The 24,012-nt window shown below is 69.9% G+C and carries 20 protein-coding genes and 1 tRNA gene; 11 read left to right on the top strand and 10 right to left on the bottom strand.

All coding sequences use genetic code 11. The features are described from left to right. Window positions 1-13 precede the first annotated feature (13 nt). The 7 genes from KF684_09965 (at window position 14) to KF684_09935 (ending at window position 6,081) form a co-directional block, all read left to right on the top strand. The gene (locus tag KF684_09965; protein ID MBX3353248.1) at window positions 14-1,273 is read left to right on the top strand and encodes a hypothetical protein; all 1,260 of its coding nucleotides are present in this window, start codon (window positions 14-16) and stop codon (window positions 1,271-1,273) included. Then, window positions 1,270-2,664 carry a cation:proton antiporter gene (locus KF684_09960; protein ID MBX3353247.1) on the top strand — a complete coding sequence of 465 codons (1,395 nt, stop codon included), beginning with the start codon at window positions 1,270-1,272 and terminating at the stop codon, window positions 2,662-2,664. The genes KF684_09965 and KF684_09960 overlap by 4 nt, the downstream gene beginning before the upstream one ends. A gap of 83 nt (window positions 2,665-2,747) precedes the next feature. Beyond that, the gene (locus KF684_09955) at window positions 2,748-3,551 is read left to right on the top strand and encodes an FkbM family methyltransferase (protein ID MBX3353246.1); all 804 of its coding nucleotides are present in this window, start codon (window positions 2,748-2,750) and stop codon (window positions 3,549-3,551) included. A gap of 66 nt (window positions 3,552-3,617) precedes the next feature. Beyond that, window positions 3,618-3,704, top strand: a tRNA-Ser gene (locus KF684_09950). Between the two features lie 63 nt (window positions 3,705-3,767). Continuing rightward, window positions 3,768-4,601: a polysaccharide deacetylase family protein gene (locus KF684_09945; protein ID MBX3353245.1), complete on the top strand. Its 834-nt coding sequence runs from the start codon at window positions 3,768-3,770 to the stop codon at window positions 4,599-4,601. Further along, a complete protein-coding gene (locus KF684_09940) occupies window positions 4,598-5,305 on the top strand; it encodes a hypothetical protein (GenBank protein ID MBX3353244.1) in 708 nt (235 codons plus the stop codon). The genes KF684_09945 and KF684_09940 overlap by 4 nt, the downstream gene beginning before the upstream one ends. A 14-nt stretch (window positions 5,306-5,319) precedes the next feature. Further along, window positions 5,320-6,081 carry a class I SAM-dependent methyltransferase gene (locus KF684_09935; GenBank protein MBX3353243.1) on the top strand — a complete coding sequence of 254 codons (762 nt, stop codon included), beginning with the start codon at window positions 5,320-5,322 and terminating at the stop codon, window positions 6,079-6,081. A 6-nt stretch (window positions 6,082-6,087) separates the two neighbouring features. Here the strand turns inward: KF684_09935 and KF684_09930 are convergent, their stop codons facing one another. From KF684_09930 to KF684_09910, 5 genes are read right to left on the bottom strand one after another with little or no spacing between them, the layout of a single operon-like run. Beyond that, window positions 6,088-7,263: a PQQ-dependent sugar dehydrogenase gene (locus KF684_09930; GenBank protein ID MBX3353242.1), complete on the bottom strand. Its 1,176-nt coding sequence runs from the start codon at window positions 7,261-7,263 to the stop codon at window positions 6,088-6,090. 37 nt (window positions 7,264-7,300) lie between these two features. Beyond that, window positions 7,301-8,239: a hypothetical protein gene (locus KF684_09925; protein MBX3353241.1), complete on the bottom strand. Its 939-nt coding sequence runs from the start codon at window positions 8,237-8,239 to the stop codon at window positions 7,301-7,303. 35 nt (window positions 8,240-8,274) lie between these two features. Beyond that, window positions 8,275-9,342 carry a glycosyltransferase family 4 protein gene (locus KF684_09920; GenBank protein MBX3353240.1) on the bottom strand — a complete coding sequence of 356 codons (1,068 nt, stop codon included), beginning with the start codon at window positions 9,340-9,342 and terminating at the stop codon, window positions 8,275-8,277. Next, entirely contained in the window at window positions 9,335-10,459 is a 1,125-nt protein-coding gene (locus KF684_09915) for a glycosyltransferase family 4 protein (protein MBX3353239.1), read from the bottom strand. Before KF684_09915 ends, KF684_09920 begins: the two co-directional genes overlap by 8 nt. Further along, entirely contained in the window at window positions 10,456-11,400 is a 945-nt protein-coding gene (locus KF684_09910; protein ID MBX3353238.1) for a mitochondrial fission ELM1 family protein, read from the bottom strand. The genes KF684_09915 and KF684_09910 overlap by 4 nt, the downstream gene beginning before the upstream one ends. 82 nt (window positions 11,401-11,482) lie before the next feature. Between KF684_09910 and KF684_09905 the strand changes: the two genes are divergently transcribed. The 3 genes from KF684_09905 to KF684_09895 are packed head-to-tail and all read left to right on the top strand — an operon-like array spanning window position 11,483 to window position 15,412. Then, on the top strand, window positions 11,483-13,060 hold the full coding sequence (locus tag KF684_09905; protein ID MBX3353237.1) for a glycosyltransferase family 39 protein: 1,578 nt from the start codon (window positions 11,483-11,485) through the stop codon (window positions 13,058-13,060). A 19-nt stretch (window positions 13,061-13,079) separates the two neighbouring features. Continuing rightward, on the top strand, window positions 13,080-14,120 hold the full coding sequence (locus tag KF684_09900; protein ID MBX3353236.1) for a glycosyltransferase family 2 protein: 1,041 nt from the start codon (window positions 13,080-13,082) through the stop codon (window positions 14,118-14,120). Window positions 14,121-14,176: 56 nt separating this feature from the next. Then, on the top strand, window positions 14,177-15,412 hold the full coding sequence (locus KF684_09895) for a redoxin domain-containing protein (GenBank protein ID MBX3353235.1): 1,236 nt from the start codon (window positions 14,177-14,179) through the stop codon (window positions 15,410-15,412). Here KF684_09895 and rny read toward each other — a convergent pair whose 3' ends face one another. Further along, window positions 15,413-16,936 (bottom strand): ribonuclease Y, encoded by a 1,524-nt coding sequence (rny, locus tag KF684_09890; protein ID MBX3353234.1) that lies wholly within the window; start codon window positions 16,934-16,936, stop codon window positions 15,413-15,415. It lies immediately after the preceding gene. A 760-nt stretch (window positions 16,937-17,696) separates the two neighbouring features. On the opposite strand from rny, the gene KF684_09885 reads away from it, so the two are divergent. Then, window positions 17,697-19,535: an ABC transporter permease subunit gene (locus tag KF684_09885; protein ID MBX3353233.1), complete on the top strand. Its 1,839-nt coding sequence runs from the start codon at window positions 17,697-17,699 to the stop codon at window positions 19,533-19,535. A gap of 60 nt (window positions 19,536-19,595) precedes the next feature. On the opposite strand, the gene rpoN is transcribed toward KF684_09885, so the two are convergent. From rpoN to dnaX, 4 genes are all read right to left on the bottom strand, one after another. Beyond that, entirely contained in the window at window positions 19,596-21,128 is a 1,533-nt protein-coding gene (rpoN, locus tag KF684_09880; GenBank protein MBX3353232.1) for an RNA polymerase factor sigma-54, read from the bottom strand. Window positions 21,129-21,231: 103 nt separating this feature from the next. Next, a complete protein-coding gene (gene recR, locus KF684_09875; protein MBX3353231.1) occupies window positions 21,232-21,879 on the bottom strand; it encodes a recombination mediator RecR in 648 nt (215 codons plus the stop codon). Beyond that, a complete protein-coding gene (locus KF684_09870; protein ID MBX3353230.1) occupies window positions 21,876-22,253 on the bottom strand; it encodes a YbaB/EbfC family nucleoid-associated protein in 378 nt (125 codons plus the stop codon). Before KF684_09870 ends, recR begins: the two co-directional genes overlap by 4 nt. Then, the gene (dnaX, locus tag KF684_09865; protein MBX3353229.1) at window positions 22,246-23,982 is read right to left on the bottom strand and encodes a DNA polymerase III subunit gamma/tau; all 1,737 of its coding nucleotides are present in this window, start codon (window positions 23,980-23,982) and stop codon (window positions 22,246-22,248) included. The genes KF684_09870 and dnaX overlap by 8 nt, the downstream gene beginning before the upstream one ends. Window positions 23,983-24,012: the final 30 nt, after the last annotated feature.

Below are 24,012 nucleotides of genomic sequence, written 5' to 3'. Positions count from 1 at the left end.
ACGAACCCATCGCGTGTCGCTCTTCCTCTCCGCTGTCGCGCTCCTCACCCTGGCCCTGCTCGCGTCGAGCAAGCGGTTCTATCGCCTGCGCCGATCGCGCCTCGCCGCCGGCGCGATCGCCGGGGGGTGGATCGCCGTCCTCGTGGGCGTGCTGCTGGGCCCCTTCGCGAGCGGACTCGTCTCGCCCGACGCCGTCCTGCGCGCCACGCCGCTGCTCTCGGTCGGGCTCGGCTGGATCGGGCTGATGATCGGGCTGCAGGCGCGGCGCGACGTTCTGACCAGACTCCCTCGCGTGATCTGGCGCCTCTCGCTGATCGACGCGGCCCTCTCCGTGGTGATCATCGGCGCGATCGCGTGGCTCGCCCTCGCCTCGGCGCGCGGGTCGCTGACCCAGACGCCCCCTCTGGCGGTCGCGCTCTTCGCGACCGCGGCGATCGGCTGGTCGATGGAAACCCGCTCACTGGGGCTGGACGCATCGTCAGAATCGCAGCGCCACGCGGTGCTGCTCCGCGCCTCGGGGGGGCTGTGCGCCATTCTCGCTGTCGCCAGCTTCGGGATTGTCGCCGGCGTGCTGCCCTCGGCGGTCGCGCCCGTCGAAGGGAGCGAGGCCGCGGCCTTCGGGTCGCGCCTGGGGGCGCTGGCGCTGGCCTGCGCGATCGCGCCGTTCCTCGCGCTGCTCGCGCGTGAAGCCATGCGCCTCGCCGGTCGCCAGCGCGCCGAGATGCTCGTCGTGTTCCTGGGCGTCGTCGCGCTGGCCGCAGGGATCTCCGCGTCGCTGGGCGTCACCCCCCTGCTGCCGGCGATGATCACCGGGGCCACGCTCGCGAACCTGCGCTCAACACAGGCGTCGGCCGACACCGCGGTGTTCGGCCGGTTCATCCTGCAGGCAGAGCACGTCGTGGCGACGCTGTTCGCGCTGCTCGCCGGGGTGCTGCTCGACCCCCGCCTCACGCTCGTCGGGCTGAGCGTCGCCGGCGCGCTCGTGCTCGCGCGACTGCTCACCAAGCCCGCGCTCTACGCGATCCTCTCGACCGAGGCCCCCTCCGACGCCGACGCGCCGTCCCACGCCGCCGCCCGGCGCGCCCCGCTGCGCCAAAGCCCCGTCGCGATGGCGCTCGCCGTGTCGCTCTTTATCCTCGCGCCCGAGCCCGCGTCCCAGCGACTGCTCGCGATCGTCGTGCTGGTCGGGCTCGCCAGCGACATCCTCGCAACCATCGCGATCCGGCGCGCCTCCGGCGGCACGCCGACCGCCCCCCGGGGTGATCGCCCATGACCCCCCGAATCCGATCGGCTCTGCTCCTGCTCGCCGTGCTCGCCTTCGCGCTCCTCGCCCGCTTCGCGCCCCTCGGAGAAACCTCCGACGCCGCGCCCGACGGGCTGATCGACAGCGGCGTGTCGCTGGGCGTCCTCCTCGTCGGCGCGTGGCTCGCCGGGCGCCTCTTCTCCACCTTCGGGCTCCCCAAGATCACCGGCTACATCGCGCTGGGCGTGCTCGTCGGGCCCAGCGTCCTCGCGATCGTCGGCAAGGAGCAGATCCCACACCTGCGCCTTGTCAACGACCTCGCGATCGCGGTCATCGCCCTCACCGCCGGCGGCGAGATCAAGCTCGACTTCCTCAAACGCAACGCGCGCTCCCTGCTGCTGCTCAGTCTGGGGCACGCGCTCGTCGTGGGCGTCGTCGTCGGGGTCTTTCTCTACTTCTTCCAAAGCCCGCTCGGAGTCGCGCAGGTCGAGGGCATCGGCGCGAAGATCGCGATCGCCGCCATCGTCGCCGCCATCGCGACCTCGGGCTCGCCCGCCGTCGTCGTCGCGGTGATCTCCGAAGCGAAAGCCCACAACCGTTTCTCGCAGACAGCGCTCGCAAGCGTCGTCTGCCTCGACCTGGTCGTCATCATCCTGTTCGCGCTGGCGATGGCCCTCGCTGCCGGCCCGCTCGGCCCCTATCTCGAAGGCGCCGCCCCAGACCGGCCCGCGCTGTGGCTGTATCTGCTCCACCACATCGGCGGCTCCATGCTCGCCGGCGGCGCGATCGGCCTGCTGCTCGCGTGGTACACCCACGCCGTGCGCGCCCACATGGCGATCTTCGTCGTCTTCTCGTGCCTCGCGATCGCGCTCATCAGCGAGCAGCTCGGGCTCGAGCCGCTGATCGTCGCGCTCGTCGCGGGCATGCTGATGCAGAACGCATGGCCCGAAAGCAGCGAGTCCCTCTTCGAGACCGTCGAGGAACTCTCCCTCCCCGTCTACGCCGCGTTCTTCTCCCTCGCCGCCGTCAAGATCGACCTCCAACTCCTCGCGACGCTCTGGGTCGCGGCCCTCGGGCTTGTCGCGCTACGCGGGCTCTCCGTCTACGCCGGCGTCACCACCGCCGCCCGATTCACGGCGCTCACGCCGCGCGAGGGGCGATGGATCTGGACCGGGTTCTTCTCCCAGGCCGGCGTCACCCTCGCCCTCGCCGCGGTCGTCCAGCGAACCTTCGAAGGCGCCCCCTTCGCCAACACCCTCTACAACGTCATCCTCGCGATGATCGCGATCGAGGAGCTCATCGGGCCCGTGCTCTTCCGGCTGGGTCTGCGCCGGGGCGGGGCTGAAGACGCCGTCGCGCACGCGCCCTCCGACGAGCCCCTCGTCGAGGGCGCCCCGAGCGCGCCGCCCACGCCAGACTGAACGCCGCGCTCCGCTCACGCACCCGCCCAAAATCTGCCGACGAAGAACCCGAGGCGTGACCCGCCAGCGCCCAGGAGTTCTCGATGTCGCACCATGTCCCGTTCGCCGCCGAGGAATGCGCACTCTTCACCCGGCTCGCGCTGGCCGGTTTCGACCCGCGCGTCATCTACGATGTCGGCTCGTCCAACGGCGCGTGGTCCTGGCAGGTGAGGAGCGTCTTCCCAGACGCGACCTACCACCTCTTCGACCCCCTCACCGACGCCGAGGGTCGCTACCACGACGAAACCACCCTCGCCGCCGTCCGCTCCCCCGAGGACGCCCGCAGGACCGTCGTCCAGACCGTGGGCGAACAGTTCACCCAGCACCCCATCGCCCTCGGCAACGCCAGCGGCCAGACCACCCTCCACATCTCCAAGCGCACCGCCGCCGGCTCCACCACGCTCCAGATCCACGGCGGCGAGCAGTTCGAGACGCGAACCGTCCCGGTGCGCCGCATCGACGACCTCATCGCGATCGACTCCCTGCCCACCCCCGACCTCATCAAGATCGACACCCAAGGCTCCGAGCTCGCCATCCTCCAGGGCGCCGCCGTCGCGCTCCAGACCTGCTCCATGCTCCTGCTCGAGACATGGCTCTACCGCGCGTACGGGCCCACCACCCCGCTGCTCTCCGAACTCATCGCCTTTCTCGAACGGCGCGGCTTCGTCCTCGCCCATATCGGCCATGTCTTCCACGGCGACGACCACAAGCTCAACGCCCTCGACGCCGTCTTCTGCTCGCCAGACACCCTCAAACGCTTCGGCCCCGTCTTCGAGGAAGTCGCCGAGGAAATCCGGGCCGCCTCGGCGCAGATCCGAGCGTCCAGCCCCGCCGGTGCCACGGCGTGAGCCCCCCTCATTCGCCTCCCGCGAGGGACCGATCTACACTCCGACCCCCAACCGGGACTCACCCACGGAGAGGTGCCAGAGCGGTTGAATGGGCCGGTCTCGAAAACCGGTAGAGAGCTTGCTCTCTCGGGGGTTCGAATCCCCCCCTCTCCGCTTTCACCACGCCTCGCGCCTCGCGCCTCACGGCGACGACGACGCCGGGCCCTATCCTTGGCCGTGGAACCAGTAACGCTCACCCTGGCCGCCGGAGCGGGCGTTGCAGCCCTCGCCGCAGGATGGTTCAGCCACCGGTACGCCTGGTGGAGACCCGCCCTGCCCTCCTCGCGACCCCGCGTCCTGATGTACCACATGGTCTCGGCGCACAGGCCCGGCGCCCGCTTCAACAAGCTCCGCGTCCCGCCGCGCGACTTCGAACGCCAGATCGCGCTGCTCGCCGGTCGCGGCGCCCGCTTCGTCTTCGCGTCCGAACTCCTCGCCGACGCCGCACTCCCCGACGGCGCGGTCTGCCTCACCTTCGACGACGGGTACGCCGACAACCTGCTCGCCGCCGACCCGGTGCTCGCGAAACACAACGCCCGCGCCACGCTCTACCTCGTCGCCGACCGCTCCGGTGGCTGGTCCAGCAAGAAGAAGGCGCACCACGCCGACGACGAGCTCGCGTCCGAGCCCAAGCTCACCGACGACCAGGTGCGCGCCCTGCTCGCGACGGGGCGCTGGGAACTGGGCGGGCACACCATCACCCACGCCCACCTCCCCTCCATCCCCGATGACCAGGCGCGCCGCGAGATCGCCGAGCCGCGCTCCGTATTCCTCGAGCGTTTCGGCGCCGACGCGCCCACCTTCGCCTACCCCTTCGGTCACTTCGAGCCACGCCACGCCGCGATGGCGCGCGACGCCGGTTACCTCGGCGCGCTCACCACGGAGAGCGACATCGCCGCACGCCCCTTCGCCGACCCCTTCGCGATCCCGCGCATCAAGGTCTCCGGCAAGGACAACGCGCTCGCGTTCCGACTCCGCCTGCGCGCCGGAAAGCGGGGGCTGCGCGCATGATCACCCTGCGCGGCGCCGAACCTTTCGCCGTGGGCGGGCGACGCCTCTGCTTCGTCCACCCCGGCAACCCGGCGCTGTGCGTCAAGGTGAACCGCACCGACGACGACCGTTTCGGGCGACTCGACAAACCGGGGCGACTCGTCCCCGCTCGCTTCCGGCGCTCCATCGACGACAACCAGCACGAGCGCACGATACTCAGCGCGCTCCAGCGCAGGCTGCGCGACCGCTTCGCCCACCTCCCGCGCTGCCACGGCGCCGTCGACACCGACCTCGGCCCCGGCATCGTCCTCGACCTGATCCGCGACGCAGACGGGCGCATCGCACGCACCGTCCGCAACCTCGTCTGTGACGGAATCCCCCTCGCCAGCCTGCGCACCGCGTTCGACGACTTCGGCGAGTTCCTCCTGCGCGAGAACATCGTCACCCGCGCGCTCCTCGACCACAACATCGTCGCCCGACACGAGCCCGACGGCGCCTGGACGCTCTTCCTCATCGACGGCTACGGCGACCCGGCCTTCATCCCCGTCGCCTCCCTCGTGCGCCCCGTCGGCGCCCGCCGCATCCGGCGACGCCTCGACGACGCGTGGCAACGCTTCGAACAACTCGAACGCTCCAATCCCACGCGCGACGCCTGGGATGACTCCCGCTGGAGCCAGGGATTCCTCAACCACCGCGGCGACACCCCCGACACCAAACCAAGATAATCTCTCCACAACGAATGCGAACCACACTCTCCGAAAGCATCAAGCGGGTCGTCAGACCGCCGCTCTTCCGCATCATGCACCCGCGCAAACCGCGGTACGACTGCCCGGTCTGCGGCTACCACGGGCCCTTCAAAGACAAGCGCATGTCGCGCACGCCCGACTTCACGCGCACCGACTCCAAGTGCCCCCGCTGCGGCGCCGTCGAGCGACACCGCTTCCAGCAGCTCTGCTTCGAGCGACTCTTCCGCGAGTGGGACCCCTCCGACAAGGCCGCCCTGCACATCGCGCCCGAGTTCTGCTTCCAGCCCCTCTTCCGACGCGTCTTCCGCGCCTACCACACCGCCGACCTCTTCCGCAACGACGTCGACTTCAAGGCCGACATCCAGGCCATGCCCTTCGGCGACGCCTCCTACGACGCCGTCTTCGTCTCGCACGTCCTCGCGCTCCCCGACGACCTCGAACAATCCGTCCGCGAGATCCGACGCGTCCTCAAGCCGGGCGGACGCGCGTTCCTCACGGAAGTTCTCGCCCACGACAAGACCGTCGAATACCCGCAGCGTCGCGGCGAAGCGATCCGAGAGATCGGCGCCGACTACCTCGACCTGCTGCACCGCCATTTCACCGAGGTGCGCGTCATCACCGCGAGCGAATTCGACCAGCGACACCAGCTCCAGAACCGACACTTCCGCGACGGGCGCCCGTACGACCACTACCCCGAGGTGGTGCGCCTCCCCGGCGTCGGCTTCCAGGACTTCCTCGCCGTCTGCAGCCCGTGAGACGCGTCAGCGCGTCCGCTTGGGCTTGATGCGGATCAGCTCGCCGTTCGGCTCGTCGGTCAGCACGTACAGCAGCCCGTCCGGCCCCTCGCGCACATCGCGCACGCGCGAGCCGATCTTGATCGCGTCCTCGTGGACGACCTTGTCGTCCTTGATGGTCACGCGCCGGACCTCCTGGAACATCAGCGCGCCGCTGAACAGGTCGCCGCGCCACTCGGGGAACGCGTCGCCCCGGTACACCACCAGCCCGCTCGCTGCCTTCGAGGGCGTCCACACCAGCGTGGGGTCGACCATCCCCGGCTTGCTCGTCTGATCCGAGATCGCCGGCCCGAAATACTCGCGCCCGTAGGTCACGACAGGCCAGCCGTAGTTCTTCCCGGGCTCGATCAGGTTCAGCTCGTCGCCGCCGCGAGGCCCGTGCTCGTTCGCCCAGACCTTCCCGGTCTCAGGATCGATCGCCAGCCCCTGAATGTTGCGATGCCCGTACGACCACACCGCCGGCGCGCCGTCCTCGCCCTCGGCGAAGGGGTTATCTCGCGCCGGGGTCCCGTCCTCGTTGAGGCGCAGCACCTTGCCGGTGTGCGAGGTCCTGTCCTGGGCGAGGTTGCGGATCAGCTCGCCCTGATAGCGCACCGGCGGGTTCCCGCCGTCGCCGATCGCGACGAGCATCGTCCCGTCCTTCATCCACGCGATGCGCGACCCGAAGTGCTGCCCGCCGCTCTTGAGCCGGTTGACCTCGAAGATCACCTTGACATCGCGCAGGGTGTTCCCGTCGAGCGTCCCGCGCGCGATCACCGTGCGGTTCTCGTTGCGCGTCCCCGCGGAATAGGTCAGGTACACCCACTTTGTCTGCTCGAACCGAGGGTGCAGCGAGACCTCCATCAGCCCGCCCTGACCGAACGCGAGCACCTCCGGCACGCCGGCCACCGGTTCAGACAGCAGCTGCCCATCACGCACGACGCGAAGCCGGCCGGGGCGCTCAGTGACGAGCATGTCGCCGTTGGGCAGCCACGCCATCGACCACGGGTGCGCGAGCCCCTTCACCAGCGTCTCGAGCTCGTACCCGCTCGCCGAAGGCACAGCGCCAGAGACCGGGGAGGGCCCCGTCGCCTGGCCGCAGCTCGCGCCGCCCAGAACAGACAGCGAGAACACCACGCTGGCGATCAGACTCGTTGCACGCATCCTCAACTACTCCTTCCGTCGCGCAGGGCGACCGCGATCACTTGTCGTCCTTCTTGGGCTCGTCCTTCTTCCCGCCGCCGAACAGGTTCGTGATCCCCTTGGCGGCGTCTTCGACGTTCTTGCCCACCCCTTCGATCGCCTTGCCCGCTTCGCCCGCGACGCCGCCGATCACCTCGACCGCCTGCCCGCCCACCTGGGCCGCGACGCCGACGCCCATGTCGCCAAGCGACCCCAGCTGCGCGAGCCCGCCCTTCAGACCGTCCGCGATGTCCCCCGGCAGCGCGCCGTCGAGACTGATCGCAGTCGAGAAAACCGCCTTGATCACGATGTCCATGATCTGCGCCATCGAGACGCTCTTCCCGCCCGAACCGACATCGTTCAACACGATCTGCGGGATCTTCACATCCACGGTGTTCGCCGCGCCGCCGATGGGCAGCACCGTCGCGCGAACCGTCACGTCGTTGAGCTCGACACGCCGGATGACGAACTTCTTCCCGTCGTCTGTCGCGGGCTTCTGCTTCTCTTCGGTCTCGAACCGCTTGAGGTTGTCCATGATCACCTGGTAGTTGGCTTTGCCGCCCTCTTTGACCAGGTACATATCAATCCCGCTCAGCGTCAGCGTGGGCAGCTCCACGACATCCTTGGTGAGCGAGCCCAGCGTCACATTCACGCTGCCGTCGCCGAGCTTCAGGAAGTGCGGCGCCGTGAAGCCCTCGGGGTTCTTCACCTCGAGGCCGGCCATGCTGAACGAACCCGACATCAGCCCGACGCTCGCGCTGTCGAGCGTGGTCGGAACCGCGAGGGCGTATGTGCCGCCCCGCTCGATCCCACGCTTCGCGATCCCGTCGATCAGCACCACGAAGAGCAGCGCCGACACCAGCACCAGCCCGAGCGCCAGCGCGCCCAGACCCACGCCGATCTTGAACAGCTTGCCGCCCTTCTTCGCGTCGGAACCGCCACTCCTGGACTCGCTCATGAGGCACACTCCCTTTGCGCACCAGCATACCGCGCTCAGGGCGTGCGAGTGCGAGCGTGGGCGATGGCCTTCAAGTAGACATCGCGGGTCCCCTTCGCCATCCCGGCCAAGGTGAGCTCCTCCGACGCCCGGGCGAACACCGGGGCAAACTCCCTTCTCGCGCCCTGGGGGTCGTCCAGCGCTCGCCGCACCGCCGCCGCCAGTCGCTTCGGACGCCCCGGCGCAACGAGGAACGGCCCGGGAATCATGGGCGACGCGCCGGAGGTCGTCGTCGTCACGATCGGCACGCGCGCGAGCAGCGCCTCGACCACGACATACGGGAATCCCTCGCGCTGCGAGGGCGCGACCAGCAGGGCCGCACGCGAGATCAGCGCTCCCCCATCGGCACGCGTCCCGGCGAACGCGACGCGCCCGCCCAGCCCATGCCTGCGCACCAGACGCTCGAGACGCGCCCGCTCGGGACCGTCGCCGACGATCAACAGGCGCCCGCGCTCCACCCGCGCCCAGGCGCGGATCGCCGTATCGAACCCCTTGACCGGCGCCAGGCGCCCAACCGCGATCGCGATCGGATCATTCCCGTCGCCCCCGTCGCCCCCGAAGAACCCCGCGAGTGTCGCCGGCGTGTCCGATCCCGGCCGCGCCGGGTCCGCGCCGTTGAGCACCACGACGCACCTGCCCTCCGGGAGGCGCCGCGCCGCGAACTCGCTCACCGCGATCACGCGATCGAACCGCGCCGGGGCGCGCAGGTCGCGCTTCAGCCCGTGCACCGTCGAGACGGTCGCGCAGTCCAGCGGCAGAAGCGACGCGACGACCGCCGACGCCTTGCCGGCGTGCGCGTGCACGACATCCGGCTTCCACCTCGCGATGACCGCACGGACATCCTCGCGCAGCGACGCGTCGCGCCGGCTGCGCGCCGTGTCCAGCGGGATCAGCTCGACCCCGGGCGCGACGAACTCGCCAAAGGACGGGTGCGCCGCGAGGGCCGGGGTGTCGCCGGCCGCGCGCTGCGCCGCTGTCAGGTCGAGCACGTGCTTCTGCATCCCGCCCCGCTCGTGCTCGCCGCAGACAAGATGGAGGACGCGCAGCGCCGCAGTCTCACCCACGAGCGGCCTCCTCGTACAGCGAGATCGTCGCGTCCTGCATCGCGCGCAGCGTGTACAGCCCGGTCCTCTCGACCACTGGGCGCACCCTCGCGCACTCAACAATCCGCTCCCCCATCGCGCGCCAGTCGCCCGGGGGCACGAGACCCCACGGGAACACCTCGCGCATCACCTCGCCCACGCCCCCGTGGTCGTACCCGATCACCGGGCGACCGAGTTTTACCGCCTCCAGCGCCGTGCGCCCGAACGACTCCGGCTGCGTCGAGCACGCCAGCACCGCGTCGCTCACGCACATCCACTCACGGATGTCCGATCGGTGCCCGACGAACTCCACACGCTCCGCCACCCCCAGCGAACGCGCCAGCTCTTCAACCTCGCGGCGAAGCGACTCCTTCTTCGGGTCGACGCCCCCCACGACGAGCAGGTGCGCGTCGACGCCGCGCTCGCGCGCAGCGTGCAGCGCCCGCACCGCGTCCGCGTGCCCCTTGAGGCGCGTCACACGCCCCGGCAGCAGCGCGACGAAACGCCCCTCGCACCCCGCGCGCTCGCGCCGGAACGCGCCAAGCCATTCCTCGCTGGGCCGCAACCCGTACGGGAACTCGTCGTCGTCCACGCCGCGCGGGATCACCGTCACCCTGGACAGATCGCATCGCGGGTACTCTCCCGCGATGTGCGCGCGGACCGTCTCGCTCACCGCGATGACGCGCTCGCCCCGGGTCATCACCTCGCTGTAGCGACTGACCGAATGCACCCCGTGCATCGTCGTGATGAACCGGGGTCGCGTCGCCTCGGGCATCCCGCGCCACGCGAGAAGGCACACCCACGCCGGGACGCGCGAACGCGCGTGCAGGATGTCGACGCGCTCGTTCTCGCAGAAACGACGCAGACGCCCGACCAGGCGCAGCGTCGCGAGCGATTTCTTCCCGATCGGCCAGAGCGTGTGCTCGCCTCCCTCGCGCCGGAGCTGGTCGACCAGACGCCCCCCCTCGCTGATCACGATCGATCGGTGCCCTCGCCCGACGATCGCGCGTGAGATCTCGAGCGTCCCGCGCTCCACGCCGCCGCCCTGCAGCGCGGGCACGCACTGCACGACCGTCAATCGCCGGGGGTTCGCCGTCACGCCGCCCCCCCGGCGAAGCCGAACCGATCCGAGACCACGCGGGCGACGCGGTCCGCCTCGTCAAGCACGCCCGGCGGCGGACGCAGCGCGCCGCTGCGCGACCATTCCTCGAACCCGGTCGCCCAGCCGTCGCGCAGCAGCGCGTCGAGCCCGCGCACGACGCGCCCGCCGTCGCCGACCCTGTCGACCCGCAGCAGCCCGACCCGCGCGCCGCTCGTCAGCGCCTCGTACACCATCGACACGCTGTCCTCGCTCACCCAGACCTCGGCGCTCTCGGCGTAGCGCGCGAGCAGCCACTCCCGATCGGTCCGCTCCACTGGCCAGATCGACACGCGCGCCCGCAGCGCCGGGGCGTCCGCGAACGCGCGCTCCAGCGCGTCCAGCGTCTCCAGAGGCGTGCGCCGAGAGGTCGTCAGCGTCCACGCGCGATCCCCGCCGCTCCGCTCCACGATCGCACGCACCTGCCTCGCGATCTCCGCTCCGTCCCACCCGTGATGCTTCGAAGGCCCGCCCACGAGCACCAGCCCGGCACGCTCTTCCCGGGCCAGCGACGGACGCACCAGATTGATCGCACCCTTCGTAACCACCACGCGCCCCCCCTCACGCACGCCGTCGTGCTCGGGGATCACGCACAGATCAAACCGGCGACGGCGCCACCCGGGGTTCATCAGCGCCACCGTCTTCGCCCCGTGCACGCGCCCGCACGCGAGCACCGTCGCGTGCGTCGACGCCCCGGCGCCGATCGCGAGCCACGGCGCTCCTCCCTCACCGACCGGGGGCGCCCCGGCGAAGACGCGCGACAGGACGCCAGCGCGCTCCACACCACGGCGCTCGACTCTCGCTCCCGTCAGGCGTGTCATCGCCAGCGCCAGGCCCATCGACTGGTTCTCGTGCCCGGCCTTCCCGTCGCCGATGACCCAGATGAGCGGTGGCGAACCCATGCGCAGCCATCAAACACCGGCCGCGACCGACATGCAAGGCGCCCGCTCAGCCGTTCCCGCGTTCGGGGTATGCTTCCCGCCCGTGGAACCGCTCAGCACCTCCCCGCCCAACGCGCTCGACTGGCTCGCCTCCCGAGCACGCGCCCTCGTCCCGCTCCTCGTGCTGGCGCACGCGCTGGCGTGGACGATCCTCCCGACCCTGACCAACACGAGTCTCCCCCTCGACGTCATCGAAGCGCTCGCCTGGGGACGCGAGTGGTCGATGGGCTACGACAAGCACCCGCCGCTGTCGGCATGGGCCGCCGAGATCGCGGCCGTCGTAGGGCAACGCTCGGATATCGCGCTCTACGCCCTCTCGCAACTCTGCGTCGCGATCTGCTCGCTCGCGATGTGGCGCCTCGCGCGCGACCTTCTCGACGAAGGGCGCGCCGCGCTCTCGACGATCGCGCTGCTCGTCGGCGTGAACTACATGCACTTCACCAGCCCCGAGTTCAATGTCAATGTCCTCCAGATCCCGCTCTGGGGGCTGCTCTTTCTCTGCTTCTGGCGCGCTCTCGACCGGCGCTCCATCCCCCACTGGATCAGCGTCGGCGTGCTCTTCGGCGGCGCGATGCTCACCAAGTACCTCGCCGCCTTCGCGCTGCCGCCGCTCGCGCTCTTTGTGCTCCTCTCGCCCTCGGGCCGACGCTCCCTGCGCACGCCGGGTCCCTACCTCGCCGGCGTCGTCGCGACGCTGGTCTTCCTCCCCCACTTCCGCTGGATGCTCGAGACCGACTTCATCACCCTCCGCTACGGCATGGCCCGCGCCAGCGCGGGCGAGCGTGAGATCCTCGACCACCTCACGCACCCCCTCAAGTTCCTCCTCGCGCAGACATTCGCGTGCGTGTTCGCCCTCGTGCCCCTCCTCGCCGCCGGGGGGCGATTCTCGCGCGAGCGCGCCGCCGCCCCGACCAGATTCCTCTACCTCGCGCTGATCGCCCTCGGGCCGGTGCTCGCGATGATCGCGTATTCCATGCTGACCGGCGCCCGCCTTCGCTCCATGTGGGGCACCCCCATGCTCATCGCTGTCCCGGCGCTCCTCGCCGCGTGCATGCTGTTCGACCCGCGCCGCTCTCGCATCCGCCCGCTCATGACCGCGTGGGCCGTGCTCTTCATGCTCGCGATGGGCGCGTACCTCCTCGACAACTCCGTCGCGCCGATCGCCAGAAACGACGCGAAGCGAACCAACTTCGACGGGCGCTCGCTCGCGAAGAACATCGAGGCGGAATGGAGTTTGCGCAACCCCGGCGTCCCGCTCCCCATCGTCCTCGCCGACGAGTGGTACGGCGGGCTCGTCTCCTGGTACGGGCCCTCGCGCGCGTCGGTCTACATCCACGCCGACCCGGCGCGCACCTTCTGGCTGACCGACGACGATGTCCTCGCCCGCGGCGGCATGGTCGTCTGGAAAATCGGCGACGAGCCCCGAGAAGGACAACCCTCGCGCGAACCGGACCGCGCCTACCTCGACGACCTGCGTGCTCGCTTCCCCGACCTCGTCGAACTCGAGCCCTTCGCCGCCACGCCCGTCGTTCGCCCGTTCCGCGCCGACATGCGCGACGCCGGCGAGATTCTCGGACGGGCCTACATCCCGCCCCGCCGCCCCGCCGCCGGCGCGCCGTGACCACTACACTTCTCCCCGGATGCCCCACACGCCCACCAGCGACGCGACGCTGATCGAGCCCAAGCCGGCGAGCGACGCCCCGGCGCAGCGCTTCACGCTCGACCTCGTCATCCCCGTGTTCAACGAGGAAGCGATCCTCGCGACGCTCTTTGAGCGCCTGACACGCGTCTGCGACTCGATCCCGGGCTGCGAGTGGCGCGTCATCCTCGTCAACGACGGCAGCCGCGATACAACGGCGCGACTCATCCGAGAGCAGCACGCGCGCGACCCGCGCTTCTGCCTGCTCTCCCTCTCGCGCAACTTCGGGCACCAGCCCGCGATCACCGCGGGCCTCGCGCACGCCAGCGCCGACGCAGCCATCATCATGGACGCCGACCTGCAGGACCCTCCCGAGGTCATCCCCGACCTCGTGCGCGCGTGGCGCGAAGACGGCGCGCAGGTCGTCCTCGCCGTGCGCCGCTCGCGCGCCGAGACCGGCCTGCGCGGCCTGCTCCTCCGCGGGTTCCACCTCGGCTTCCGCTGGATGACCGACTTCCCGATCCCGGCGCAGACCGGCGTCTTCGGTCTGCTCGGCAAGCCCGCGCTCGAGCAGATGCAGCGCCTCACCGAGCGCAACCGCTTCTTCCCCGGCCTGCGCGCGTGGATCGGCTTCGAGCAGCGCGTCGTCGAGTACGACCGCGACGCGCGCCTCGGGGGCGAGCCCAAGCAGACCTTCTCGCGCCTCTTCCGTTACGCCGCCGACGGCGTCCTGAGTTTCTCCTACAAACCCCTCCGCCTCATGATCGCCGCCGGCGCGCTCGTGAGCGCCTTCGGCTTCCTCGTCGCCGCGTACTTCGTGATCAAGCGCCTGACCGGCGTCGAGACCGCCTTCACCGGCTTCACCACCCTCGTGACGCTCGTCCTTTTCCTGGGCGGCATCCAGTTGATCGCGATCGGCCTGATCGGGGAATATCTGGGTCGCATCTACGACGAGGTGAAGAACCGCCCGCTGTACATCGTGGGAGAAACGGTGGGGATCCGTGACCCCGCCCGGGAATCCGCGCAAAGACCTCTTGTGTAACCCCACCCCGGCGCGGTACGCTGGAGCCCTTCACCCAAACGGGAGGGTTCCGGCCAATGCTCAATCGAATCGCCACCACCGTCGCCGCACTCGCGCTGCTGTCCGCGGCCGCCTTCGCGCTGCCTCGCCCGGGAGACCCGGCGCCTCCGCTCACGCTGAAAGAGATCACCAACGCGCCAGCGGACGCGCCGCGCACGCTCGAAGAACTTCGGGGCAAGGTCGTCGTTCTCGAGTTCTGGGCGACCTGGTGCGGCCCGTGCGTCGCGGCGATCCCGCACCTGAACGAGATTCACGATCAGTTCGCTGAGCGCGACGATGTGGTCTTCCTCGCAGTCACAGACGAACCCCCCGAGACGACACGACAGTTTCTCGAACACCGCTCCATGAAGTTCCCGATAGCGCACGACGACAACGGCGCGACCTTTCGCGCCTACGGCGTGCGCGCGATCCCGCGAACGATCATCATCAACCAAAGCGGCGTCGTCGCCGGAGTTGTCCACCCGAAGTCCCTGACGCGAGAAACCCTTCGAGGATACATCGAAGGGCAGATGGACGCGTTCGACTTCGAGACCGCGGAACGCAAAGATCTGGCGGTGGCGTACGAAGACCTCGCACGCAACGCCAAGGACTTCATCGCTGGCAGCGACCCCCTCTCCGCCGCACCCCGCCACCGCCCGGAGTTCCAGATCATCGTCCGGAAGAACCCCTACTCTCCGGGTGGTGGCATCGATTCGGGCGATGCGTTCTCGCTCACGCGACTCACTCCGCGCGCAGTGCTCGCACGCGTGAGCGGCCTCCGCCCTGGGCAGATCGAATTCCCTCCGAATCATCCATCCACCGAAGATGTGTACGACCTCGTAGTTCGCTGGCCTACCGAAAGCCCCGCGTTCTCGCTCCGTATCGCAGCTGCCAATCTTGCCGCGCAGGGCATGGGCTACGACGCATCGCTCGTCGAGACGGAAACCAAAGTCTGGCGGCTGATCAGATCCGAAAACGCGAAAGTGGATTTGAACAAAGCCCCGCAGAATCGCGGCTACCGCCACTCCCCGACAGAGTTCGCCGCAGAGGACGGGGCGCCGATCGGATCACTCGTGACAACACTGGAACAGGCGATGGGGCGAGTCGTGCTGGACCACACCGCTCTCGATGGCGCCTTCGTGCTCCCGGCGATCCGGTTTGACCCCGGCTCGATCGAGTCGGTCAACGCGGCACTGCGTGACACCTACGGCCTGGAGTTGATCGAGAGCACACGCGTGCAGCAGGTCCTTCGCCTGACCTTGCTCCCAAACTGATCACCGCGCGTACTCCACCGCCCTCGTCTCGCGCAGCACCGTCACCTTGATCTCACCCGGGAAGGTCATCTCTTCGCTGACCTTGTCGGCGATGCGCTTCGCGATGAGCAGGGCCTCGTCGTCGCCCACGCGCCCGGCGTCGACCATCACGCGAACCTCGCGACCCGCCTGGATCGCGAACGCTTCCGTCACGCCGTGCTCCGCCAGGGCGATGCCCTGCAGGTGGTCGAGGCGCTGGATGTACTTCTCGAGGGACTCGCGCCGCGCGCCGGGCCGGGCGCCGCTGACCGCGTCGGCGGCCATCACGATGGGGGTGAACCAGCTCGTCGCCGGGATGTCGCCGTGGTGGCCCCCGATCGCGTTGAGGACGGGCTCCTCCTCGCCGTGGGCCTTCGCGAACTCCATGCCGATCTTGGGGTGCCCGCCCTCCATCTCGTGGTCCATCGCCTTGCCGATGTCGTGGAGGAAACCGCAGCGCCGCGCGACGCGCCCATCCATGCCCAGCTGGTCCGCGATGATCTGCGAGAGGAACGCGACCTCCATGCTGTGGCGCAGGACGTTCTGCCCGTACGAAGTTCGGAAGTGGAGCTTGCCCATCGCGTCGCGCACCTTCGGATGCACGCCGCGCAGCTTGGCCTCGAGGACCGCGTCCTTGCCGTACTTGACGACGCGTTCCTCCATCTCCTTGCGGACCTGCTCGACGACCTCCTCGATGCGCGTCGGATGCACGCGCCCGTCGGCCACCAGTCGCTGGAGCGCCTCGACCGCGACCGCCTGGCGCACCTTGTCGAACGACGAGACCGCGATCACGCCGGGCGTGTCGTCGACGAGGATGTCCACGCCGGTGGCCTTCTCGATCGCGCGAATATTGCGGCCCTCGCGACCGATGATGCGCCCCTTCATGTCGTCGCTGGGGATGGGCACGCTCCGCACCGTGCTCTCGCTGGTGGTCTCGCTGGCGTACCGCTGGATGGACTGCAGCAGGATCTCCTGCGCACGCTCCTTCGCCTCGCTCTGCGCGTCGTCGATGATGCGGCGAGTGACCTTGGCGACATCGAGCCGGGATTCCTCCTCGACCCGGCGGAGCAACTCCTCGCGGGCCTTCTCACGCGACCAGTCCGAGATCTGCACGAGCTTCTGGGTCTGCTTCTCGAGGGTCTGCGCCACCTCGTCCTCGCGCGTCGCGAGCTTCTCGGCGCGCGCCTCCAGGGACGCCAGCTCCTTCGTGAGCGTCTCCTCCTTGGAGGCCAGCGTCTCGAGCTTGCGGTCCAGCAGGTCCTCGCGCTTCTTGAGCCGCTTCTCGTCCTCGCGCAGCTCCGCCCGCTTGGCCTCGGCGTCGGCGTCGGCCCTTCGCTGCTTCTCGAGGGCCTTCTTCTCGGCGTCGAGCGTGGCCGCCCGTGCCGCGTCCTCGGCCTGGCGACGCCCGTCCTCGACCATTCGCGCCGCCTCGACCCGGGCGCGGCTCACCGCGCCACGAGCCGAGAACCGCACCACAGCGAAGCCGATCGCGGCGCCGATCAGCACACCCGCGAAAATCCCGACGACCCACGACGCGCCCCCGCTCAGCGCTGGCCCCCCGGATGCGCCGGGGGCGCCGGGGGAACCGGGGGAACCGGGGGAACCGGGGGAACCGGTCGCGAGTTGTCCAAGTCCGTTGAGTATCTCAAAGAGCATCGCGCCCTGGCCTTTCCGTACGAACACAACCCGCGCGGCACGAACGATCGCGCAGCGCCGCCGGGCGCATCGTCGGAGATGCCTGCGCTCACACGGGACCCAGGGACGGATTCAGGCCAGGCGCGCTCGCTCCGCAGTCGCCGGGACCATCGCCGACACCTCGCACCGACCCGTTCGCGACGACAAGGCGCCTCGAACCGAACCGTGCGAGCAGCGTCTGGAGAGATTCCGCGGCGGCTGATCCATGCCTCGTATCGCCGGCGCAGCGTGCGCGCCGGCGTACTCCTTGTTCGTGCCTGTCAGGCGTGGACTGGAGGGAGTGCCTTCGCGAAAAGCGGCAGAAGGACGCGCAGAGGGGAAGTAGGCCCGATCTATCCGCCGCCGACCGAATCAAGGGTGGCCTGGCGCGGCGCCCGGTCGCCCCAGCACATCGGGGGTGTTCGACCGGGGGTCTCCGCGTCGCGGGCAATCGCCCGGCGCGGCGTGAGTCATGCATCGCCGGCGATCGCCGGTGTCTGTGCAGGATACATCAAGACGACCCATCCCGGCAAGCGCCCCCTCACCCACCCCGCACCGCCCGGGCGTCCTCCCGTTTGCTACTATCGCCTCCATGCCCGCCGTCCTGCGTTGGCTGCTCAATCTGGGGCCCACCAACCCGATCGTCGTCCGGATCGTCCAGGGCGGGTCGCGTCGGACGCGCCATATGTACATCCGGACGGCGTACCTCGCCGTCCTCATCGCGGTGCTGCTGTGGTCCCTGCTCCTGCGCGCCGGGGCCGGGGCGCTGTCCTACCGCGATCTGGCGGCCGCAGGGGCATCCTCGTTCGAGGCCGTCGCCTATCTCCAGATCGCGCTCATCTGCCTCCTCGCCCCGGTGTTCATGGCCGGCGCCATCGCCCAGGAAGCCAACCCGCGCACCTGGGAGGTGCTTCTGAGCACCCCCCTCTCCCCCGGGCAGATCGTTCTGGGCAACCTCCTCGGCCGGCTCTTCTTCATCCTGGCCCTGCTCTTCTCGTCCCTGCCCCTCTTTGCGATCACCCAGTACTTCGGCGGCGTCCCGGGACGCTCCATCGTCCTTTCCTACCTCATCGCCGCCTGCGCCGCCCTCCTGGTCGGCTCCATCGCGGTCTTCCTCTCGGTCGGACGCATCGCCGGGCGGCGCGCCGTCTTCGCGTTCTACATCTCCGTCGTCTCGTACCTCGGCGCGACCTACGCGATCGATCTCGCCCTGCGCGCCAGCTCACCCGCCGGCTACGGCGGCGTGACGGCGCTCACTCCGCTCAACCCATTCCTCGCCCTCCAGGCCCTGCTCAGCCCCTCCGACTACCGGCGCCCCGACCCCATCACCCTCGGGCAGATGTCCGCCCTCGCCAGGGTGTGGTTCGGGAGCCCGGTTCTCCTGTGGTGCTGGCTTTCCGCCGGGCTGAGCGTCGCGCTCGTCACCGTCAGCGCCTTCGTCACCCGGCGCGTCGTCGGGGTCGAACGCGTGGGGCTGATCCGGCGCATCCTGCGCAAGGGCAGCGCCGAGCGCCGCCGCCCGCCGCGCCATGTCTGGAACAACTCCATCGCCTGGCGCGAGGCCGCCAGCCGCGCCGGCTCGGGCGCGAACCTCGTCGCGCGCTACGCGTTCATCGCGGTGGGCCTGCTGTGGGCGCTGGGCATCCTCGCGTTCTATCACGGCGGCGGGATGTCGCACACGGGGTTCCGCTTCACGCTTCTCGCGACGGTCTGGACGCAACTCGCGGTCATCACGCTCGTCGCGGTGAACATGAGCGCCACCGCCGTCTCGCGCGAGCGCGAGGACGGGTCGCTCGACATCCTGCTGACCACGCCCATCACGCCCAGGGACTATCTGCGAGGCAAGCTCCGCGGGCTCATCGCCTTCCTGCTGCCCTTCCTGTGCGTCCCCCTCGCGACGCTCGCGCTCGCGTCGCTCTACGTGCTCGCCGGGGGCTTCGGTCGCGACGGGGGCGTCCTCGTCACCGACCGGCTCATCGGGGGCACGATCGACACGCCGGCGGTCCTGCCCGAAGGCGCGCTGCTCGCCCCGCTGCTCGCGCTGCCCTTCATGGCCTTCGTCGTTCTGATCAGCCTGCAGTGGAGCGTCAAAAGCAAGGGCACGATCGGCTCGGTCATCTTCGCCTTCGGCGTCATCGCCGCGATCACCGGCATCGTCGGGCTCTGCGGCTGGCAGGCCGGAAGGGGCGCCGCGTACGTCGGCCCGGCCCTCGCGGCGCTCAACCCGGCGACGCTGCTCTTCGCGATCGTCAACCCGACCGAGGGCATGAGCTCCACGATCTCCGAGGGCGGCCTCGGCGCGGCGCGCACCTCGCTGGCCATCGGCGCCGCCGTCGGCGCAGCGCTCCTGACGATCATCGTCTACGGGCTCTATTCGAGCATGGTCCGACGCTTCGACATGACCGTCCGCGCGCTGGCGGGAACGAAGTAAGAAGACAGCGGGGAGCCGTTCCTCCTGCTGCCTACTCCCTGCTCCGCGCTGCCTTCCGTTTCAATACTGCTTCCGCATCCTCGCCGACGGGATGCTGAGCTGGTCGCGGTACTTGGCGACGGTGCGCCGCGCGATCTCGACGCCGCGGTCCGCGAGCGCCTTGGCGATCGCGTCGTCGCTCAGCGGCTTGGACTTGTCCTCCGCGTCGACGACTTCCTTGAGCGCCGCCTTGATCGCGTCCCACGAAACTTCTTCACCGGTGTCGGTCTGCGTCCCGCCCGTGAAGAACTTGCGTAACGGGAAGACACCCCGTGGCGTCATGAGGTGCTTGTCGGCGACGGCGCGCGAGACCGTCGCGACGTGCACGCCCAGCTGGTCGGCGACCTGCGTCATGGGCAGCGGGCGCAGCGCCTGAGGGCCGAGGTCGAAGAAGTCGCGCTGCGCGTCGACCACGACGTTCAGCACCCGCTGCAGCGTGCGTTTGCGCTGCTGCAGCGCGTCGATCAGCCAGGTCGCGTTCGTCAGGTTCTTCTTGATGAATTCCTTCGTCGTCTTGTCGGCGTCCTTGTCGCGCAGCATCTCGGCGTACTCGCGGTTGATGCGCAGGTTGGGCAGCAGCCCGTCGGTCAGGTACGAGATGTAGCGGTCCTCGTCCTCGTGGTACTCGACGACGGCGTCGGGGATGATCGCCGGGGGCGTGTCCTGCACCAGCTCGCGCCCGGGCGAGGTGCGCAGCCGGCGCATGTGCTCGATCGCGCCCTTCACCTGCTCCATGCTCATCCCGAGCGCCTCGGCCACCTTGGGGAGCCGGTTGTGCAGCACGTCGTCGAGGTGCTCGTCGATCAAGCGGCGCGTCAGCGTCCAGTCCTCGCTGGGGTCGTCCTCGTCCGCCGCGTCCACCTGCAGCAGCAGACACTCGCGCAGGTCGCGCGCGCCCACGCCCGCCGGCTCGACGAACAGCTGCAGCGCGTAGAGCGCCCGCTCGATCTCTTCGATCGTCACCGGCTTGAGGTCCTGCGGCGTCTGGTCGACGACCTGCTCCAGGGGCGTGCGCACATACCCGTCGTCGTCGACGAACTCGATCAGCACCTTCCCGAGCGCGCGCGTGCGATCGTCGACCGGCGCGAACAGCCACTGCTCGAGCAACTGATCGCCGACGCTGGCCCCGCGCCCGGCGGTGTTGGCCATCGCGTCCATCTTGCCGTCGCGCTCGCCGCTGTCGCGCGCCGCGCGGACGCCGCTGGCGCCGAAGTCCCACTCCTCGCGCAGCCGCGATGGCAGCGCCGACGCCTCGTACTGGTTCTCGACCGCCTCGGCGTAGCTCTCCTCCATCGAGTCGAGCCGCTCGAAGTCCGACGCGTTCCCGTCGTCGTCGACCTTGAGCTCCCGCTCGTTCTCCGTGGCGTCGCGGTCGCTTTCCTTGCGGATCTCGTCGATCTCGGCCCGGTCCGCGCCCGGCTCGAAGGTCTCCAGCGTCGCGTTGCTCGCCAGTTCCTGCTCGATCCGCTCCTGCAGCGCCAGCATCGGCATCTGCAGGATCTCCATCGACTGGATCATGCGCGGCGCCAGCTTCATCTGCTGGCCCAACTTCATCTGTTGTGAAGTGTCGAAGCGCATGGTCATCCAACCAGAGGGGGTCACGGGAACAGAACGAGACGGATTCGAGAATAGCCGAGACGAGGGCCGAGCGCGCCGCTCACTCCATCCGCTGGCGCCCGGCGAGCGCGTCGGTCAGGACCGCCTTGCTCGCGTATTCCAGCTGGCTCCCGCTGGGCACCCCCCTCGCCAGGCGGGTCAGCCTCACGCCTGCGCCCTGCAGCGCCTCGGCGATGAACAGCGCCGTGCCGTCGCCCTCGAGCGTGGGGTTCAGCCCGAGGATCACCTCGCGGACCGGCTCGCCCGCGCAGTTCTTCGACGGGTCCGTCACGCGCGCCACCAGCTGCGCGATCGTCACATCGTCGGGCCCCACCCCTTCCAGCGGCGAGACCCGCCCCAGCAGCACGTGGTACACGCCGCGATGCACGCCCGTCTGCTCCAGCGCGATCAGGTCGCGCGGCTGCTCGACCACCAGCACCACGCCCCGGTCCCGGCGCGTGTCCGAACACACGGCGCAGGGCTGCGTCTCGGAGAGATTGAAACAAATGTCGCAGTGCCGGATGGAGCGTTTCACCTCGGCGATCGCGTCGGCAAGGGCCATCGCGTCGGCCTTCTCCGCCTTGAGCACCCAGAACGCGAGCCGCTCCGCCGTGCGACGCCCGATGCCGGGGAGCTTCGCGAACCGCTCGATGAGACGCTCCACCGACTCGGGGTACCCGCCTCGCGAAGAGGATCGTTGAAGGTTCACGAGCCCAGCATCCTGGTGAGCCCTTCCATCCCGGGCATGTCCTCGATGCCCAGCTCGCGCGCCATGCGCTGGCTCTCCTGCTGGATCACGCGCTCCGCGGCGCGCATCGCGTCGTTCACCGCTTCGGTGATCATCGACTCCGCTTCGCGCCGGCTCCGCTCGTCGCCCATCGACGACGCGACCACCGGGTCGATCTCCACGCGCAGCACTCGCAGGCGCCCGCTCACCTCGACGCGCACCAGCCCGGCGCCCGCCTGGCCCACGATCCGCGCCGCTTCGAGAGTGGACTGCATCCGCTCGCCCGCTTCGCGCAGCTTCTCCTTGTTCTTCATCAGGCCCGCGAGGGCGCCCATCGCCTTGAACTGATCAAACACCTGCGTCCTCCCTCGACTGGCCCTCTGCGAGGTCGTCGTCGCTGTCGGTCTCGACCCGAACCAGGCGCGCGCCGAAAAGATCGATCGCCGTGCGCACCAGCGGGTGCTCCATCGCCTCACGCTCGGCGACCGTCAGCCCGGACTGCGCCGGCCGCGGCCTCGCACCCGACCCCCCCGGCGCCCCCGGAGCCCCCGATGCCCCCGTTGCCCCCGGTTCCTCTTCACGCCTCGCCGGAGCCGCGCCGACCAGCGTCACGCCGATCGGGCGCCCCGCCAGCTCAGACGCGAACTGGCGGATCGCGTCCAGCCGGCTCTGCGCGAACTTGAGCGTGTACTCGTCTCCAGCACGCAGCGTGATCGAATCGCGGGTCTGCGCGGCCAGCGTCAGCGGGCGCAGCACGGACCGAACCCCGGGCGGGGCCTGCTCGCGCATCGACGCCCATAGGTCGCCAGTTGCGGCGCAGGGGATGGCCGGGCGCGCCGCGTCGCCTCTCGCGTCGGCGGTCGGCTCGGGTCGCGCCGACCGGGCGGGTTCACCGCCGGCCGGCGCTCCTGCTTTTTTTGGCGGCTCCGACGACGCGCCGGCCAGCGCGCGACCGCCCGAGGCCGGGGGCCCGGACGCAGCGCCCGAGCGAGCCAGCGCCGCCGCGTCGGCGATGCGCTCGGTCATCGCCATGCGCGCCACGACGGCGTCGAAGAGCGCGCGCGGCGTGCTGCTCGAGCGGGCCGACCTGGCCGCGTTCTCACACAGCGCGATCATGTGCACGATCCCCGCGTCGTCGAGACGGTCGGCCAGCGCCGCCGCCCGCTCGCGGTCCTCGCCCTCGAGTTCGGCGATCTCGCTGTCGTGCCCGCACGCGGCGATGATCAGCACGTCGCGCAGCCGCGAGACGATCGACTCGAGCGCCTGGTCGATGGTCACCCCGCTCTGGAGCAGCGCATCGCCCGATTCCAGCGCGCCCTTGAGCGACCCCTCGGCGCACGCGCCGAGCAGCGCGTCGATCAGGTCGCCCTGCGGCAAACCCAGGATGTCGTGCAGCAGCGCCGAGGTCAGCTTCTTCTCGCCCGTCGCGAGGAGACGGTCCATCAGCGTCAGCGAGTCGCGCATCGAGCCGTTCGCGAGACGCGCCACCTGCGCGACGACCGAGGGCTCGGCCTCGACCTTCTCCTGCTTCAGCACGCTGCGCAGGTGCTCGCCGATCCGGCGCGAGTCGATGTTCTTGAAGTCGAACCGCTGGCAGCGGCTCTGGATCGTCGGGGGCACCTTGTGCGCCTCGGTGGTGCACAGGATGAACTTCACGTGCTCGGGCGGCTCTTCCATGGTCTTGAGGAGGGCGTTGAACGCCTCCCTCGTGAGCATGTGAACCTCGTCGATGATGTAGATCTTGTACCGGCCCCGCATCGGGCGATAGACCGAGTTCGCGATGAGCTCGCGCGCCTCGTCGACGCCGCGGTTCGACGCCGCGTCGATCTCGATCACATCGGTGTCGCGCCCCTGCATGATCGCCTCGGCGACATCCTTGGGCTTGTCATCGGGAGCGTTGAGGGCTTTGGCGAAGATGCGCGCCAGCGAGGTCTTCCCAACCCCGCGCGTGCCGCAGAACAGGTAGGCGTGCCCGACGCGCCCCCGCTCGATGGCGTTGGCGAGCGTGCGCGCGACGGCGTCCTGCCCGACGAGCTCGTCGAACGACCGGCTGCGGTATCGCCTCGCGAGGACGGTGTAGGACATACGGGCACAGTCTACAGGGAGGAACGCCCG

It is taken from the genome of Phycisphaeraceae bacterium (genome assembly GCA_019636675.1).
Lineage (GTDB): Bacteria > Planctomycetota > Phycisphaerae > Phycisphaerales > UBA1924 > JAHBXC01.
Note: the sequence above shows the minus strand (reverse complement) of the source record. Positions and strands in the feature narration are given on the sequence as shown.

What these genes read in the sequence shown, in the direction of transcription:
- KF684_09935 (MBX3353243.1), top strand. Translation starts at nt 5,320, where the DNA reads ATGCGAACCACACTCTCCGAAAGCATCAAGCGGGTCGTCAGACCGCCG.
- KF684_09925 (MBX3353241.1), bottom strand. Translation starts at nt 8,239, where the DNA reads ATGAGCGAGTCCAGGAGTGGCGGTTCCGACGCGAAGAAGGGCGGCAAG.
- KF684_09895 (MBX3353235.1), top strand. Translation starts at nt 14,177, where the DNA reads ATGCTCAATCGAATCGCCACCACCGTCGCCGCACTCGCGCTGCTGTCC.
- KF684_09900 (MBX3353236.1), top strand. Translation starts at nt 13,080, where the DNA reads ATGCCCCACACGCCCACCAGCGACGCGACGCTGATCGAGCCCAAGCCG.
- KF684_09910 (MBX3353238.1), bottom strand. Translation starts at nt 11,400, where the DNA reads ATGGGTTCGCCACCGCTCATCTGGGTCATCGGCGACGGGAAGGCCGGG.
- dnaX (MBX3353229.1), bottom strand. Translation starts at nt 23,982, where the DNA reads ATGTCCTACACCGTCCTCGCGAGGCGATACCGCAGCCGGTCGTTCGAC.
- KF684_09885 (MBX3353233.1), top strand. Translation starts at nt 17,697, where the DNA reads ATGCCCGCCGTCCTGCGTTGGCTGCTCAATCTGGGGCCCACCAACCCG.
- KF684_09955 (MBX3353246.1), top strand. Translation starts at nt 2,748, where the DNA reads ATGTCGCACCATGTCCCGTTCGCCGCCGAGGAATGCGCACTCTTCACC.
- KF684_09940 (MBX3353244.1), top strand. Translation starts at nt 4,598, where the DNA reads ATGATCACCCTGCGCGGCGCCGAACCTTTCGCCGTGGGCGGGCGACGC.
- KF684_09930 (MBX3353242.1), bottom strand. Translation starts at nt 7,263, where the DNA reads ATGCGTGCAACGAGTCTGATCGCCAGCGTGGTGTTCTCGCTGTCTGTT.
- rpoN (MBX3353232.1), bottom strand. Translation starts at nt 21,128, where the DNA reads ATGAAGTTGGGCCAGCAGATGAAGCTGGCGCCGCGCATGATCCAGTCG.
- KF684_09960 (MBX3353247.1), top strand. Translation starts at nt 1,270, where the DNA reads ATGACCCCCCGAATCCGATCGGCTCTGCTCCTGCTCGCCGTGCTCGCC.